Here is a 15,867-nt window from a genome sequence, read left to right as displayed (position 1 = left end):
GTCCGCACTCGAGAAAGAGGTGTGAGTTGTACCTGGGACATCAGTTGTTCTCCGACGCCGAGTACACCGAGCGTCTGGGCAAGGTCCGTGTCCTGATGGAGCGGCAGGGACTCTCGGCGGTCATCGTCACCGACCCCGCGAACATCTTCTACCTGATCGGCTACAACGCGTGGTCGTTCTACACCCCGCAGATGTTGTTCGTGCCCATCGAGGGCGAGATGGTGTTCTTCGCCCGCGAGATGGATGCCCATGGGGCACACCGCACGACGTGGTTGCCCGCCGAGCAGATCGTCGGCTACCCGGAGAGCTACGTCCACCGCCCGCACCTGCACCCTTTCGACTGGGTGGCGTGGGCGTTGCGACAGCGTCACCAGATCGCGCCCGCGTCGCGGACCGGGTCGGTCGGTCTGGAGATGGACTCGCACTTCTTCACCCCCAAGGCCTATCGCGCGCTGTACAACGCGATCCCGGAGTGGAAGCTCGTGGACAGCTTCGAGCTCGTCAACTGGGTGCGGTCGGTGAAGTCCGACGCCGAGATCCAGCTGATGCGGCAGGCGGGCATGGTCTGTTCGCAGGCGATGCGCGCGGCCATCGACACCATCGAGGTCGGCGTACGGCAGTGTGATGCAGCGGCGGCGATCTCGCAGGCCCAGATCACCGGGACCGACGACTTCGGCGGCGACTACCCGGCCATCGTGCCGATGATGCCGACCGGTGCGGCGGCCGACACCCCGCACCTGACGTGGCATCAGGGCACGTTCAACGACGACGAGGCGGTCGTGATCGAGCTGACCGGCGCCCACAACCGGTATCACTGCCCGCTCGCGCGGACGGTGTCGTTGGGCACGCCGAGCAAGGACGTCGACTACGTGGCCGGTGCCACCGCCGAGGGACTCAACAACGTGCTCGACGCGATCCGACCGGGCGTCCCGACCCGCGAGCTGGCGTCGACCTGGAACTGGACTCTGGCCAAGTACGGACTCGAGAAGCCCTCGCGCCTGGGCTATTCCATCGGGATCGGCTACCCGCCGGACTGGGGCGAGCGCACCATCAGCATCCGTACCGAGGACGAGACCGTCCTCGAGGAGAACATGACGTTCCACATCGTCTGTGGGATGTGGATGGACGGATACGGATTCGAGTTGTCCGAGTCGGTCCGCGTCAGCGCCACCGGCGTCGAGACATTCACCAGCTTCCCGCGCGAGCTGATCCGCAAATAGCCACGATTCCTGAGATCGAAGGAGCACCCATGACCGCGAGCATCATCGCCAACCAAGCCCCCACCCTGCCCCTGGCCGGGCGCGCAAAGGATCTCGTCGGGTCGATGATCGACTCGTCGACCTCGCTGCTCGCCGCGCAGACCCACGACATCGTGCGCTTCGCGATGGGGTCGCCCGCCGACGAGGCGGTGCCGTCGGAGGAGTTCCGCGAGATCGCAGGCACCATCCTCGACGCGTCGTCGTTCACCTACGGCGCCACCGAAGGCGAGCCGCGACTGCTCGAGTTGCTGGTGAAGTACCTTGCCGGCACCCCCGATCCGTCGAGTGAGGACCGTCTGGTCATCACCACCGGCGGCATGCAGGGACTCGACCTCGCCTGCAAGCTGTTCATCGACCCGGGCGATCTGGTCGTCGTCGAGTCGCCGACCTACACCAACGGCAGCGCGACGGCGCTGTCCTACGGCGCGCAGTTGCTCGAGGTCCCGATGGACGAAGACGGCATGCTCGTCGATCAGCTCGAGGACCTCGTCGGACATCATCACCGCCCGCCCAAGGCGATCTACACGATCCCGACGTTCCAGAACCCGTCCGGCGTGACGCTGTCGCTGGAGCGCCGGAAGGCGTTGTTGGAGTTGGCCCATCGCTGGGGTTCGATCATCATCGACGACGACCCGTACGGCCTGCTGCGCTTCTCCGGCAACGACATCCCCACCTTCCAGACGCTCAGCCCGCAGGACCCGCTGCTGTTCTCGGTCCGCACCTTCTCCAAGATCCTCGCGCCGGGGTGGCGCGTCGGCTGGGTCGACGCCGACCCGTCGATCCGCCAGCTGCTCATCAACGGCAAGCAGGCGATGGACACCTGTACCAATGTGCCCAACCAGCACATCGTCGCCGAGTACATCGCCCGCGGTGGACTCGACGACCACCTCGCCTCGATCCGCGTGCTCTACCGCGAGCGCAAGGACGCGATGCTCGACTCGATCGCACGGCATCTCGGTGACCGGGTCACCACGACCAACCCCGAGGGCGGGTTCTTCCTGTGGCTCACCCTCGCCGGTGAGTTCGAGGGGATCGACACCCGCGAGCTGTTCGAGGTCGCGCTCGCCGACGGCGTCGCGTTCATCCCCGGGCCGGCCCTCTCGCCCGGTGGGCGATTCCGCAACGCCCTGCGCCTCTGCTTCGCCTCCAGCACCCCCGAGCGCATCGAGGAGGGCATCAAGCGGCTGACGGGCAGCCTTGAGAAGATGATCGCGTGAGTGAGACCACCGAGACCGCGCGGCCGATCGAGACGAGCCCGCTGAGCGCACGTGAGCGGGCCGTTCTCGATCGCATCACCGCGGAATCGGTGGTCGCGCTGACCCGCGCACTCGTCGATGTCCCCAGTGTGAACCCGGGCGGGACCGAGGCCGGGACCGTCGCGGTCCTGGCGGCCGCCGCCGCAGATGCGGGATGCACCGTGGAGACCCACGAGGTGGCGACGGACCGCCCGAACCTGGTGGCGACGCTGCCCGGTGGCAACGGGCCGGGCCTGATGTTCCTCGGCCATTCCGACGTCGTCCCGCCGGGGCCCGGTTGGACCGCCGACCCGTTCGTGTCCCGCGTCGTCGACGACCGGATCATCGGTCGCGGCGCCACCGACATGAAGGGCGGCCTCGCGGCGATCATCGTGGCCGCGGGCGCGTTGGCCGACGAGAACCTCTCCGGCCCGGTGCAATTGGTCTGCACGGTCGACGAGGAGGAACACGGTCTCGGTGTCCGCGACTTCGTGGGTCGTGGACGAGCCGGCGAGTTCGCCGGATGCGTCGTCGCCGAACCCACCGACCTCGACACCGTCATCGCCTGTCGCGGGGCGTCTTACATCGAGATCGAGATCCGTGGTCGCGCAGCCCATTCCGGCCGGCCCGCCGATGGACGCAACGCCATCAACGCCGCGGCGCGGATCATCGAGATCATCCGCGCCGACCACGACGCGATGCAGTCCGACCTCGACCCCCTGCTCGGCGCGGGGACCTGGAACATCGGGACCATCAGCGGCGGGCAGGGCATCTCGGCCGTCGCACCGAACGCGTCGATCGGCATCGATCGTCGGCTGATGCCCGACGAGGACGCCGAGGAGATCGCGGCCCGGTTGCGTGCACGCGTCGCGGTCGACGGCATCGACACCGACGGCATCGAGGTGGACATCTCGATGACGATGTCGATGCCCGGCTTCCGCACCGATCGCAGGCACGGACTCGTGCTGTCGGCGGTGGACTCGGTCACCGCCGCGGGCGGCACGAGCGCCATCGGCGGATGGACCGCGGCGTGCGACGGCGGGTTCGTCCACCGTGACCTCGGCATCCCGTGCATCGTGCTGGGCCCCGGTGACATCAACAACCAGGCCCACCAGCCCGACGAGTCGGTGCTGATCGAGGACCTGGTGATCGCGGCCCGGGCGTATGCCCTGCTCGCCCTGCGCATGCTCGGCTGACCCGCCAGTTGGGCACGTAACACCCCCAGTTGGGCAGCACTCCCCGCGTTGGGCCGTCCTTGCTCCCTGTTGGGCCCTCGTCGCCCCGCGTTGGGCCCTCATCCCCTCGTGTTGGGCCCTCAGTGAAGCGCAACCTCTATTACCGGGTGGTGCTCGATGGGTACGCGTACGGATCTGGCTATGAAACAGAACTGGGCGACGTCGCCATGAAGCTTGGCCGCAACGTCCACATCGGACGATCCGCTGATGGTCACATGGGGATGCAGCGCGACGAGTGTGAACTCACCTCCGCCGTCGGTGTCCTCACGCATCGTGGCCGTCGGCTTGTCCCGATAGTTCGTCACGACCACTCCAGCGCGCACGGCGAGATGGAGGTACCAGAGCATATGACAGTTCGCGATCGACGCGAGGAACAGCTGTTCAGGGTTCCATCGGGTCGCATCGCCACGAAAACTTGCATCTGCAGATCCCAGGACTGCCTCGGTATTCTCGCTCTCCACGGTGTGATCCCTGCTGTAGCCGCGGTAGTTCGCGGTACCCGCACCCTGATTTCCGGTCCAGGTCACGTCCAGTCGGTATTGATGTTCTCGAGCCATGGCCCTGCCTCTCCAAGACGCTTTGTCGTTCGGACGGTATCGCCCGATGGCGTCGATTCACATCGGTTTTTGATCCGCCGATCGACAGGTGCCGCCCGGCTTGCAACCCGACGATGTAGCCGCAGGCTTAATCAATTCTCGGCGGCGCGATGACGGCGTTGGCTCACACGCATGGACAACGACCACCGGCGCCACCACCATCTCGCCACCGACCCGACGACTGCCATCGCCTACGCACGGATCGCCGATCGACACGACTCAGCACAACGGCATCGACACCTCGATCCCGACGACCCCCGCGTGCACGCATCGCCCGGACCGCTGATGCGAACCGTCAACCGGATCGCGGCATGGTGGCGACGCGGGCCGACCGGGGTCATCGCGGCGCAGGTGACGCAGCGTGCGAAAAAGTCTGGTGCCGGCCCGGAAACGGACCTACTTTCTCTGCTGAGATGCTGACCTATCACCTGGGGACCGACGACCTCGCCCGCGTGCGACTGGCGATCTCGCCAATGGGCGAGACGTCGCTGAGTCTGTGGTCGCTTGTCCTCGGTCCGATGGGGCGTCCGTACCTCGCACCGTGGCACGAGAACGCGATGGCACGTCGGGATGACTACGACTTCGCGCTGCTGACGGCGCTGGTGTCCCCTTCCGGCTTCAGCATGCCCGACTTCATCAACCCGCCTCTGCGAACCACGCGCCCCGGTCTCGACGACGAGTACGAACTCATCGCGAACACCCGGACCGACCTGGTCGTCCGCGACCTCACCGCCATCTGCGACGGCCTCGAGCCCCGCCCCGAGATCGCGGCGCTGCTCGACGATCCCGCGAACGCAGGTCGGGTCGTTGCCGACGCCCTCCGCAACTATCACGAGGTGGTGATCGCACCGTACTGGTCCAAGATCGCCCGAGTCCTGGAGTCCGACATCACCTTCCGTGGACGCGAGTTCGGACAACGCGGCGTGGCCGGCCTGTTCGACGGCCTCACCGAAGGGATCCGATGGCTCGACGACGGCACCATCGAGGTGACCATGTCCTGCGACCGCGAGGACGAGAGCCACGCGAAGGGGAACGGGGTGGTGCTCACCCCCAGCGTGTTCACCCGACGCGCGGTCAGCTGGCGCTACGCCGAGTGCACCCAGCCGTGGGTGTCGTATCCCGCACGCGGAGCGGGGCTCCTGATGGGAACACCGGCCGTCGTGCGGAACAGCGCGTTGTGCGATCTCGTCGGCGGGCCGAAGTCGGACATCTTGTGCGCATTGTCCGAGCCGGCCTCGACGTCGGAACTGGCACACCGCTTCTCGGTCACCCCGAGTGCGGTGTCGCAGAATCTGCGGGTACTCGGCGAGAACGGCCTGGTGGAGAGCAGCCGTCACGGCCGCGAGGTCCTGTACCGGCTGTCCGAGACGGGCCGTCGCCTCGTCGACGGCGCCGACCGTCCGACGCGGTCTCGTGCAGACTGGAAGCATGAGTACACCCACTGACCGGATCGTCCACGACCCCGCCACGGTCGACCCGGGCGACTTCTACAAGCTGTTGACCGCGTCGATCGTCCCGCGCCCCATCGCCTGGGTGTCGAGCCGCAGTACCGGGGGCGTCGACAACCTCTCGCCGTACAGCTTCTTCTCGGTGTCGTCGACCACGCCACCGGTTGTGCAGTTCACCTCGGTGGGTGGCGCGAAGGACAGCGCACGCAACGCCATCGACACCGGCGAGTTCGTCATCAACATCGTCTCGAAGTCGTTGATGCACCTGGCCAACGCCAGCTCGGCCGGGTTCGACTCCGACATCGACGAGTTCGTCGAGGCGGGCATCCCGTCGACGCCGGCCACGGTAGTGAACTGCCTGCGGGTCGCCGACTCACCGATAGCCATCGAGTGCCGCCTCCACCGCGCTGTCGAGGTCGGCAACTCGGTGGTCGTGATGGGCGAGGTCGTCGCGCTCACCGTCGATCCGTCGATCGTCGCCGACGACGGACTCCCCGACTACGACAAGCTCGCCGCGGTCAGTCGCCTCGGTCGCATCGAGTGGGGCCTGCCCGGCGACACCGTCGACCTCGATCGGCCCCACTGACGCGCACAACGCCCGACGAGGCGCCGACATCGGCCCAACCGGCGGGAACTAGGGCCCAACCCGCGAGAACGACGGCCCAACCCGCGGGCTCAGGCGTTGGTGAGGGACTTCTCGGCGTCGGTCTCCTCGCCGGGGATCTCGGTACCGCGGATCGAGCAGCCCGCGGTCTCCCGCAGGAACGGCAGCGCGATCATGCCGATCGCACACGCGATCATCATGTAGCCGGCCGGGAAGAGGTCCCACCCGTCGTTCTGCGTGACCGCATCGTTGACCAGCGGCGCCGTGCCACCGAACGCCGCGGTGGCGACGTTGTAGGAGATCGCGAACCCGGCGTAGCGGACCTGCGTCGGGAACATGGCCGGGAATGTCGCGGAGATCGTCGCCAGCTGCGGGATGTAGAGCACGCCGAGGATCACGAATCCGATGATGGCCCAGACGAATCCCTGCCCCATCAGCCAGAACAGCGGCAGCGCGAAGATGAACAGGCCGATCAACGACCCCCACCACAGCGGCTTGCGTCCGGTGCGGTCCGACAGCTGTCCGAAGAACGGGATGAGCGCCATCATCACCAGCTCGCCGATGAGGATGGTGACGGTTCCGGTAGTCGTCGACATGCCGATGTTGTTCTGCAGGTAAGTCGGCAGGTACGCCAACAGCGTGTAGTTCACGACGTTCAGCGCGATGACCATCCCGAACATGATCAGGATGGGGCGACGGTAGTCGCGGAGCAGATCGACGAAGCGGGTCCACGCGGTGCCCTCGATCTCGCCCTTCTGCTCCATCTCACGGAACACCGGGGTGTCCTCCATCTGGTTCCGCAGGTACAGGCCGACGAGCCCGAGCGGGAGTGCGAAGAAGAACGGAATGCGCCAGCCCCAGGTCTGCATCTGATCGTCGGTGAGACCGAGCTCCAGGAACAGGACGAACGCGGTACCCATGACGAAGCCGGCGAGAGTGCCGAACTCGAGGAACGATCCGTACTTGCCGCGCTTCTTGTCGGGTGCGTACTCGGCCATGAAGGTGGCCGCGCCGCCGTACTCGCCGCCGGTGGAGAAGCCCTGCACGACGCGGAGCGCGATCAGCAGGATCGGCGCCCAGACGCCCGCCACGGCGTGGGTCGGGAGCACACCGATCAACGCGGTGGCGATCGAGATCAGCATGATGGTCATCGCGAGGACGGCCTTGCGGCCGATGCGGTCGCCGATCGGACCCCACACCATGCCGCCGAGCGGGCGGAGCGCGAACGAGACCGCGAAACCGAGCATGGTGCCGATCGTCCCCAGGTCACCCGGGAAGAACGCCTGCGTCAGGTATGTCGCGGTCGCCGCGTAGACGCCGTAGTCGTACCACTCGGTCGCGTTGCCGATGGCAGATGCGCCGATCGCCTTGCGGAGGAGCTTGCGGCCCTCCGGTGTCTCGGGGTCCGGCAGCGCGGTCGACGACCCCGATCCCTTGGCAGTGTTCGTGGTCATCGTGCCTCCCGGAATGGCAGAACAGCTGTCGCTTGTGCAGATGTTTTCGCAGTGGACATTGTTTCGACCGTAGCCCGTCCGCGTGGTGGATGGGAACCGAACGCAGTGGTTCACAGGATCGAAAAGACCTATCGGACACCGCAGAAAAGCGCCCTACCACGCCTTACGTGCGATGTACCGGTGCGGTGAGCGAGGTTTCGTCCGGCAGCAGCCGCGCCAACCCGTCCCGCATGTGCGCGATCATCAGTTCATCTGCACGCGATGTGTCGCCGTCGACGATGGCCGCGACGATGTCGGTGTGCTCGTCGATGCGCGCCTGCGCCGACGCATACGTGCCGCGCATGGCGCCCAAACACATTCTCGTCTCGACGAGGATGGTCTCGTGGATGCGTGAAAGCCTAGGGCTGCGGGCACATTCGACGAGCAGCGCATGAAAGTTCATGTCCGAGTCCGCTATCTCCGGACCGTTGGGGGCATCGGCGAAGGACTGCATCCGATCGATGGCCTCGTTCAACACCGCGATGTCGTCGGGATCGCGACGCGAGACGACCTGCGCCAACGCGGCGCGTTCGACCGCCGACCGTGCTACGTACATGTCGTTGATGTCGGCGTCGTCCATGGAGATGACGAACAGTCCTCGGTTGCGGTAGCTGACCAGCAACCCCTCCTGTGTGAGGCGCTGCATGGCCTCGCGCAACGGTCCGCGGCTCACCCCCAGATCGGCGGCGAGTCCGGCCTCGGTGAGCTGCGATCCCGGCGGGAAATCACCGGCCGCGATGGCCGTTCGCAGCTTGCGCGCGATGATTGCGGGCGTCGACTCCTGGACCAGCGGTTCGAGCACGCGTTTGCGCGCCGTCCCCGACAGGACACCCCCGGTGTCGGACTGCGGCGCGCCGCTCACAACGCCGTCGCTCATGTCTCCTCGATTCGTTCGGGACAGCAGCGTTCCCTGCTTGGTAGATTGTCGACAATCTACCCCGGTGACCGTACCGGGTGCCAGCGGTTCAATCCATCGGCACGTACGGCTCCGAACGGCCGCCACCGGCGGAACGTTCGTGTACCACGTTGCTAGAGTCGGTCGGATGACCACCGAAGCGAGCCGGGTCCACGCCTTCACCGACGACGCGTTGGGCGATCTCGATGCCACCGGGGTCGCCTCCGCGATCGCGTCGGGCGACATCAGTTCGGTGGACGCCGTCACCGCGGCCATCGCACGCGCCGAGGCCGTGAACGACCGGCTCAACGCCATCCAGACCCCCGACTTCGACCGCGCCCGCGGGTTCGCCCGGAGCCCCGGCGCCGGGGTGTTCGCCGGGGTGCCGACCTTCGTCAAGGACAACACCGACGTCGCCGGGCTGCCCACCGATCAGGGCTCCCTGTCGATCAACGCGACGCCCGCGCCGCGCAACGCCGGGTTCACCGATCAGTTCCTGTCCACCGGGATGATCAACCTCGGGAAGTCGACGCTGCCGGAGTTCGGGTTCAACGCCAGTACCGAGTACGAGACGCTGCCCCCGACCCGGAACCCCTGGCACACTGGCTATTCCAGCGGCGCATCGTCGGGTGGTTCGGCTGCGCTGGTGGCCTCCGGCGTGGTGCCGATCGCGCACGCCAACGACGGCGGTGGATCGATCCGCATCCCGGCCGCGGCGTGTGGACTCGTGGGGCTCAAGATGACCCGCGGTCGCGAGATCATCGACGCCCACGCCGCCGACCTGCCGGTCAACATCATCTCCAACGGGGTCGTCAGCCGGACGGTGCGCGACACCGCCACCTTCATCGCCCAGATCGAGCGCTATCGCCCGGTCGCCCACCTCGAGCCGGTGGGCCTGATCGAGGGGCCGGGCACACGGCGGTTGCGCATCGGGGTCGTCAACCAGTCGCTCCCGGACATCCCGGTGGACACCGAGACGCAGGCCGCGGTCAGTGAGACCGCGCGCGTCCTCGCCGATCTCGGGCACGACGTCACCGAGATCGGACTGCCGCTCTCGGAGAAGGACCTCGAGGCGTTTCGACAGGACTTCGTGCACCTCTGGGGAATGATGGGCTTCGGGATCCAGAAGTTCGGCAAGCGCGTCATGGGGCCCGGGTTCGACCCGACGAAGACCGATGCGCTCACGCAGGGGCTGTCACGGATGTTCCTCCGTCACTTCTGGCGCACACCGCAGGCGATCTGGCGGCTCCGACAGTCCGAGGCCAAACATCACAGGGCTTTTGCCGACGTCGACCTGATGGTCTCGCCGGTCCTCGCGCACACGACACCGGAGATCGGACATCTCTCTCCGGCAAACGGATTCGATGTCCTGTTCCCCCGGCTGCTCGCCTACGTCAGCTTCACACCGCTCAACAACGCGACCGGTGGGCCGGCCATCTCGCTGCCGACCGGACGCACCAGCACGGGCCTGCCGATCGGGGTACAGCTCGCCGCCGACCACGGCGACGAGGCCGCGATGCTCGAGGTCGCCTTCGAACTCGAGGCAGCGAAGCCCTTCCGCCGGATCCAGGACCCCGACTGATGCGTTGCGCAGATCAGGCGGCTGAACCCCGGGCGAACAACGACTGCTCGGCGAACGTGTAACCCGTTGCGATGGTGGAGCGTTCCTCGACGCGGACCGCGTCCTGTAGTGCCGCCCACGCCGTGACCTGGTTGGCCGAGAGCACCGGCCTGCCGAGTTCGCGTTCCAACATCGACAACACATCGTAGGTCGGCAGGTTGGTGCACGAGACGAAGACCGCGTCCGCGTCGTCGGAGTCGGCGGCGCGGATCAGATCGCAGGTGACCTCGTACGGGATGGTCCAGATGTCGTGGTCGCGACCGAGCCCGGTCTGGTTGACCACCGCGCGTCCCGACTCGGCGAGGTAGTCACAGAGCAGATCGGTCAACGCCGTCACATAGGGCGTCGCCACCGAGATGCGGCCGAGATCCATCACATCCAGCGCCCGCAGCAGCGCCTCGGAGGTGGTGACGGCCGCAGGCGCACCGGCCATCCGCATGCAGGTCGAGATGGCGCTCGCGCCGGACATACCGCGGACGAAACTGCCGGACGCACATGCGTATCCGACTGCCGACGGGCGTACCGCCATCACCGATCGCACGGCCTGGTCGATGGTCGCGAGGTCGGCGAGTTCCGAGCAGAGTTCGACGTCTACCGGATGCGGCAGATATGGGGTCCGGGTGAAGGGCAAGGAGACGGAGTCGGGCATCCACCGCCAGAGTTCGCGGTCAAGGGCCATGTCGAAGGGACACACCATCCCGATGCCGATCTGGCCAGCCTCATCCGTCATGTGGCGATGATGACACGCGACAGCGAACGCGAAAACCGCTACGTCGACGCAGGTGAAAAGCTTTTCACGGCAGCCGCCGAGTCGTTGCGGCCAACGCAACAAATCGACTGCGCGCCGGGTTCGCGGGCGACCGTATCGCTCGACGGGTCGCAGACATGTCGGTTCCACGAACCCCATTCGAAGTGGAAATCATCGCCGATGAACTTGAGCCCCCGCATTCGCCCGCGACCCGACGCACGCACCCTGGAATCGAACACCTGACGGACCTCGGTCGGGTCGCCGAGTCCGGCCGTCACACGCACGACCACCCGATCTGCCTGTCGTAGCCCGCAGACGACTTTGTTCGACAGACATTTCGAGCTGATCCCCGAGTAGGTCTTGAATTCGGTGAGCAGACCGGACACGCTCGCGTCGGCCGACTTGACCCCCTCGCGAAGCGACCGCGGGAGCGCTATGACGGTGTGCCCCTCGGCGGCGAGCACACGGGCGATCCAGGCTTCATCGGAGTTGAACGAGGCCATCGACTCGTCGATGCACCCGGTTCGACCGTCGCTCCACGACTGCGCGTCGATCTCGGCCAGGGTGGCGTCCAATCCCTGGTCGAGTCCGTACTCAGCCCACTCGTGAATCCGCCACCGCGCGGGATGCTCCCAGGTGTCCAACGACATGGGCGCAGGATGCCACCGGGGTCGGACATCGCAGCCGGCCCAAGGCGCCGATTACTTCTTCTTCGTGCCCGGGAGCATGCCGGAGTCGATGACGGGCTTGACGTAGGTCTTGGCCGCGGCCATGACGTCGTCGAAGTCGGCCAGACCGGCCCAGGCGCCTGCCGCGGCGTCGTCGGTGACGGCCTCGATGTCGGCGTACGTCTCCGCCCCGCCCGCGCTGAGGATCTCACCGTCGGCGTCGCGGTCGACCAGACCGCGGGTCGCCAGCGCGTCCGCGGCGACCTCCCACTGCTCGTCCGACCACCCGCGGGTGATCTGCGACAGCTTCTTGCCGAGACCGCGTTTGCGCACCGACGGGTCGGGGTGACGTGCCTCGTGGAACACGACGGCCTCGAGACGGTCGAACCCGGCGTCGACCAGGGCGGCGATGTGACCGTCACCGCGCCACTCACGCAGGATGGCCGTCGCATGCCACAGCCGCACGTGGGGCTGCTCGGGCGGCGTCGACTCGGCCCACGCCGACGCGAGGGTGCGCCCGGCGTACGGGACCGACTCCGCGATCTCGTAGAAGCGGTCGGCGAGGGTGACCAGGCCCGGATCGGATGCCCGGTCGCCGAGGGCGATCGTCAGCACCTCGTCGAGCATCTGAAAGCGACGCTCGGAGACCCGGTCGAGTCCGTACTCCTTCGACGCGATCCACCCCGGATGGATCACCGACGGGCTGAAGTTGAAGAACGCCGCCGACACCACCGACGGCACGCAGTCACCCAGCGGCGCCCCCCGCGCCCCGACGTACCAGGCGTAGGCGTCGAGACCGGTGTCCTGTTGCGCCTGCTGCAGGCCGGAGTTGAAATACGCCAATACGTGCAACGGCTCCAGCGTCTCGTAGGCGGTACGAGCGCGAGCGCGCGCCTGGTCATCGAATCGGTACGTCACGCGCCTCACTGTGCCAGAGTGATTCCTCGCGAGCGCGTGAAACCACCACCGACGCGAACCCGAGACGATCACCGACCACGTGATGAGGGCACATGACCACCACCAAGAGCGAGCCCGGTTCACTCGGAGCCAGCCTGAAGCCACGACACATCACCATGATCTCGATCGCCGGGGTCATCGGCGCCGGCCTCTTCGTCGGATCCGCCACCGCCATCGAGGCCGCCGGCCCGGCGGTGATCATCTCCTACGCGCTCGCCGGGACGCTCGTCGTGTTCGTGATGCGGATGCTCGGCGAGATGGCCACCGCCAACCCCGACACCGGGTCGTTCTCGGTCTACTCCGAACGCGCCATGGGACGGTGGGCCGGCTTCTCGGTCGGCTGGTTGTACTGGTGGTTCTGGGTTCTCGTGATCCCGGTCGAGGCCACCGCCGCCGCATCGATCCTCAGCCGGGTGATCGGCAGCGAGCAGTGGGTGTGGGCTCTCGCGGTCACCGTGCTGCTCACGGCGACGAACCTCGCCAGCGTCGGCAACTACGGCGAGTTCGAGTTCTGGTTCGCGCTGATCAAGGTTGTGGCCATCGTCGCCTTCATCGCGATCGGCGTTCTGGCCATCGTGGGCGTCTTCCCCGGCTCGGACGTGAGCGGCGTGAGCAAGCTGTGGGAACCGAACGGGTTCCTGCCCAACGGGTTCGGCGCGGTGATCGCCGCGATGCTGACCACCATGTTCTCGTTCATGGGATCGGAGATCGTCACGATCGCCGCCGCCGAGTCGCCCGACCCGGCCAAGGGCATCAGCCGCGCGGTCAACTCGGTGATCTGGCGGATCTTCCTGTTCTACATCGGCTCGATCTTCGTGGTCGTGGCCCTGGTCCCCTACGACCGGCTCGACGACGGCTCCTACCAGACGGTGTTGCAGGCCATCGGCATTCCGGGATCGGCCCGCATCATGGACGTCGTCGTCCTCACTGCGGTCGCATCCTGCTTGAACTCTGCGCTGTACACCGCCTCACGCATGCTGTTCTCTCTCGGTACCCGCGGCGACGCGCCCGCGGTCGTGCGCAAGGTGACCGGCAACGGCGTCCCGTGGGTCGCCGTCATCGCCTCGATGGCGCTCGGTTTCGTCGCCGTGATCGGCAACTACGTGTTGCCCGACAAGATCTTCGGATACCTGCTGGCCACCAGCGGCGCGGTCGCGCTGTTCATCTACCTCGCCATCGCGGTGAGCCAGCTGCGTCTGGGACGCACCATGCGCACCCGCGGCGAGGTTCCCCCGGTCCGCATGTGGCTGTTCCCGTACGCGACGTCGGGCGTCATCGTGTTCATCGTCGCCGTGCTGGCGCTGATGGCCTTCGACGAGAACCAACAGCAGGCCATCTCGTTCTCCCTCGCGTCGGCCGTGATCATCATCGCGATCGGCATCTACCGGCAACGCACGTTGGGTAGCTCGAGCGCCGCGAGCGACCCCACCGATGAAAAGGATTCGCTTGTCTGACAACGACCCCCACGCCGATCGGCCAGCCCACACCTACGTGTCGGTCGACGCCGATCGGTTCCTCACCGACGCGATCGCCGGCTTCGTCGCAGCGCAGGACCACATCGCGTGGGAGTCCGACCCGGGATTCCTGCACCGGACCGACCGCACCGACGACGGCGTGGCCCTGGTGTCGGGCGGCGGGTCCGGCCACGAACCCATGCACGCGGCGATGATCGGGTCCGGCATGCTCGACGCCGCGTGCCCGGGACTGGTCTTCACCTCCCCCAACGCCCTGCAGATCGCCGGCGCCACCCGGCACGCCGACCGCGGGGCGGGCGTGTTGCACATCGTCAAGAACTACACCGGCGACGTGATGAATTTTCGGGTCGCGCGGAACATGGTGCGCGACGAGGTCGCCACCGACCACGTGCTGATCGACGACGACGTGGCCACCGAGTCCGATCACGACGGCCCCGGCCGACGCGGAACCGGGGCGACGGTGATCGTCGAGAAGATATGTGGCGCAGCCGCCGCCCGCGGCGACGATCTGCGCACCGTCGCCGAACTCGGCCGCCGGGTCGCCGCCGGATCGCGCAGCTTCTCCGTGGCGTTCGCGCCCTGCACCGTGCCCGGCGCGAGCCGACCGAGTTTCGATCTCCCGCCAGGCGACATGGAGTTCGGCGTCGGAATCCACGGTGAGGCCGGCGTCGACCGGTTACCGCAGCAGCCCGCCGACGAGCTCGTCGCCGGCATGCTCGACCGGATCCTCGCGTCGCTGGCGCCCGACGACGGCGAGCCGCTGATCGCGTTCGTCAACGGTCTGGGCGCAGCACACCCGCTTGAGCTCAACGTGGTGTTCGACCAGGTCGTCCGACAACTCACCGACCGCGGGCACGAGATCCGCCGCAACGTCGTGGGCACACTGGTCACGGCACTGGACATGGCCGGCTTCTCCATCACACTCGTGCGCTGCGACGACGAGATCGTCGAGCTGTTCGATGCGCCGACCGGCGCCCCGGGTTGGCCCGCGCAGGCGGCCACCGGCGGGTCACGCCCGGTCGACGTGGGCTTCGCCGAGCCCGACGACTCGGCCGACACCGGCGACGAATCGCGCTGGTTGTCCACGTTCGTCGGACGGGTCCAGGAGTCGATCGACGAGCTGACCGAACTCGACCGTCAGGCCGGCGACGGCGACTTCGGCACGAACATGGCTGCGGCCCTGCGTCATTTCCCCCTTCCGCTGCGAGGGACGGACCCCGACGTGTTACGCGCCCTGAGCACGTCGTTCCTCGTCCGTGCCGGCGGCACGTCAGGAGCGCTGTTCGGGTTGTTCTTCGCCGAACTCGCCCGCGCCTTCGACGAGTCGAGCGATCGCACCGGCGCCCTGCGCACCGGCGTCGCCGAGGCCCTACGCCAGATCCAGGACCTCGGCGGCGCGCACGTCGGGGACAACACGCTGGTCGACGCACTGTCGCCCGCGGCCGATGCCCTCGCCGAGGGATCGTCGCTCCCCGACGTATCCGCGGCATCCGCCGACGGCGCCGAGTCCACCCGCGAGCTCGTGGCGTCACGGGGCCGCGCGAGTTACGTCGGCGACCGGGCGCGCGGTGTCGTCGATCCGGGCGCGCTGGTCATCTCGTGGTTCTTCGGCGCTGCCGCCGACGTTGCCTGA

At 67.4% G+C, this 15,867-nt stretch carries 14 protein-coding genes; 8 read left to right on the top strand and 6 right to left on the bottom strand.

Features of this window, described 5'->3' with window-relative positions; all coding sequences use genetic code 11:
- The first annotated feature begins 26 nt into the window (after positions 1–26).
- Genes LX13_RS12115 through LX13_RS12105 form a run of 3 tightly spaced genes read left to right on the top strand, consistent with a single transcriptional unit; the run spans position 27 to position 3,690 of the window.
- On the top strand, positions 27–1,220 hold the full coding sequence (locus LX13_RS12115; RefSeq protein ID WP_253661559.1) for a M24 family metallopeptidase: 1,194 nt from the start codon (positions 27–29) through the stop codon (positions 1,218–1,220).
- 29 nt (positions 1,221–1,249) lie between these two features.
- Complete coding sequence (locus tag LX13_RS12110) at positions 1,250–2,476, top strand: aminotransferase-like domain-containing protein (RefSeq protein ID WP_253661558.1); 1,227 nt, start codon at positions 1,250–1,252, stop codon at positions 2,474–2,476.
- Positions 2,477–2,517: 41 nt separating this feature from the next.
- Positions 2,518–3,690: a M20 family metallopeptidase gene (locus LX13_RS12105; protein WP_301301202.1), complete on the top strand. Its 1,173-nt coding sequence runs from the start codon at positions 2,518–2,520 to the stop codon at positions 3,688–3,690.
- A gap of 119 nt (positions 3,691–3,809) precedes the next feature.
- Here LX13_RS12105 and LX13_RS12100 read toward each other — a convergent pair whose 3' ends face one another.
- Positions 3,810–4,256 (bottom strand): OsmC family protein, encoded by a 447-nt coding sequence (locus LX13_RS12100; protein ID WP_372499881.1) that lies wholly within the window; start codon positions 4,254–4,256, stop codon positions 3,810–3,812.
- 482 nt (positions 4,257–4,738) lie between these two features.
- Here LX13_RS12100 and LX13_RS12095 point away from each other — a divergent pair, with 482 nt between their 5' ends.
- Complete coding sequence (locus LX13_RS12095) at positions 4,739–5,770, top strand: ArsR/SmtB family transcription factor (protein WP_253661556.1); 1,032 nt, start codon at positions 4,739–4,741, stop codon at positions 5,768–5,770.
- A complete protein-coding gene (locus LX13_RS12090) occupies positions 5,754–6,359 on the top strand; it encodes a flavin reductase family protein (protein WP_253661555.1) in 606 nt (201 codons plus the stop codon). Before LX13_RS12095 ends, LX13_RS12090 begins: the two co-directional genes overlap by 17 nt.
- 89 nt (positions 6,360–6,448) lie before the next feature.
- Here LX13_RS12090 and LX13_RS12085 read toward each other — a convergent pair whose 3' ends face one another.
- Positions 6,449–7,831 (bottom strand): MFS transporter, encoded by a 1,383-nt coding sequence (locus tag LX13_RS12085; protein ID WP_253661554.1) that lies wholly within the window; start codon positions 7,829–7,831, stop codon positions 6,449–6,451.
- A 163-nt stretch (positions 7,832–7,994) separates the two neighbouring features.
- Entirely contained in the window at positions 7,995–8,747 is a 753-nt protein-coding gene (locus LX13_RS12080; RefSeq protein ID WP_253661553.1) for a GntR family transcriptional regulator, read from the bottom strand.
- Positions 8,748–8,913: 166 nt separating this feature from the next.
- On the opposite strand from LX13_RS12080, the gene LX13_RS12075 reads away from it, so the two are divergent.
- The gene (locus LX13_RS12075; RefSeq protein ID WP_253661552.1) at positions 8,914–10,347 is read left to right on the top strand and encodes an amidase; all 1,434 of its coding nucleotides are present in this window, start codon (positions 8,914–8,916) and stop codon (positions 10,345–10,347) included.
- A 13-nt stretch (positions 10,348–10,360) separates the two neighbouring features.
- On the opposite strand, the gene LX13_RS12070 is transcribed toward LX13_RS12075, so the two are convergent.
- From LX13_RS12070 to LX13_RS12060, 3 genes are read right to left on the bottom strand one after another with little or no spacing between them, the layout of a single operon-like run.
- Positions 10,361–11,116, bottom strand: coding sequence for a maleate cis-trans isomerase family protein (locus LX13_RS12070; RefSeq protein WP_253661551.1), 756 nt, complete (start codon positions 11,114–11,116; stop codon positions 10,361–10,363).
- Between the two features lie 38 nt (positions 11,117–11,154).
- Entirely contained in the window at positions 11,155–11,784 is a 630-nt protein-coding gene (locus LX13_RS12065; protein ID WP_253661550.1) for a hypothetical protein, read from the bottom strand.
- A gap of 51 nt (positions 11,785–11,835) precedes the next feature.
- The gene (locus LX13_RS12060; RefSeq protein WP_253661549.1) at positions 11,836–12,720 is read right to left on the bottom strand and encodes an SCO6745 family protein; all 885 of its coding nucleotides are present in this window, start codon (positions 12,718–12,720) and stop codon (positions 11,836–11,838) included.
- A 92-nt stretch (positions 12,721–12,812) separates the two neighbouring features.
- Between LX13_RS12060 and LX13_RS12055 the strand changes: the two genes are divergently transcribed.
- The gene (locus LX13_RS12055; protein WP_253661548.1) at positions 12,813–14,213 is read left to right on the top strand and encodes an amino acid permease; all 1,401 of its coding nucleotides are present in this window, start codon (positions 12,813–12,815) and stop codon (positions 14,211–14,213) included.
- A complete protein-coding gene (locus LX13_RS12050) occupies positions 14,191–15,867 on the top strand; it encodes a dihydroxyacetone kinase family protein (protein WP_253661547.1) in 1,677 nt (558 codons plus the stop codon). Before LX13_RS12055 ends, LX13_RS12050 begins: the two co-directional genes overlap by 23 nt.

Source organism: Williamsia maris (assembly GCF_024171815.1).
Taxonomy (GTDB): domain Bacteria; phylum Actinomycetota; class Actinomycetes; order Mycobacteriales; family Mycobacteriaceae; genus Williamsia_A; species Williamsia_A maris.
The sequence above is the reverse complement of the archived record's forward strand: the minus strand, read 5'-3'. Positions and strand labels throughout refer to the sequence as shown.

Coding starts and splice junctions, on each gene's coding strand:
- LX13_RS12110 (WP_253661558.1), top strand. CDS start 1,250: ATGACCGCGAGCATCATCGCCAACCAAGCCCCCACCCTGCCCCTGGCC.
- LX13_RS12095 (WP_253661556.1), top strand. CDS start 4,739: ATGCTGACCTATCACCTGGGGACCGACGACCTCGCCCGCGTGCGACTG.
- LX13_RS12090 (WP_253661555.1), top strand. CDS start 5,754: ATGAGTACACCCACTGACCGGATCGTCCACGACCCCGCCACGGTCGAC.
- LX13_RS12085 (WP_253661554.1), bottom strand. CDS start 7,831: ATGACCACGAACACTGCCAAGGGATCGGGGTCGTCGACCGCGCTGCCG.
- LX13_RS12080 (WP_253661553.1), bottom strand. CDS start 8,747: ATGAGCGACGGCGTTGTGAGCGGCGCGCCGCAGTCCGACACCGGGGGT.
- LX13_RS12075 (WP_253661552.1), top strand. CDS start 8,914: ATGACCACCGAAGCGAGCCGGGTCCACGCCTTCACCGACGACGCGTTG.
- LX13_RS12070 (WP_253661551.1), bottom strand. CDS start 11,116: ATGACGGATGAGGCTGGCCAGATCGGCATCGGGATGGTGTGTCCCTTC.
- LX13_RS12065 (WP_253661550.1), bottom strand. CDS start 11,784: ATGTCGTTGGACACCTGGGAGCATCCCGCGCGGTGGCGGATTCACGAG.
- LX13_RS12055 (WP_253661548.1), top strand. CDS start 12,813: ATGACCACCACCAAGAGCGAGCCCGGTTCACTCGGAGCCAGCCTGAAG.
- LX13_RS12050 (WP_253661547.1), top strand. CDS start 14,191: ATGAAAAGGATTCGCTTGTCTGACAACGACCCCCACGCCGATCGGCCA.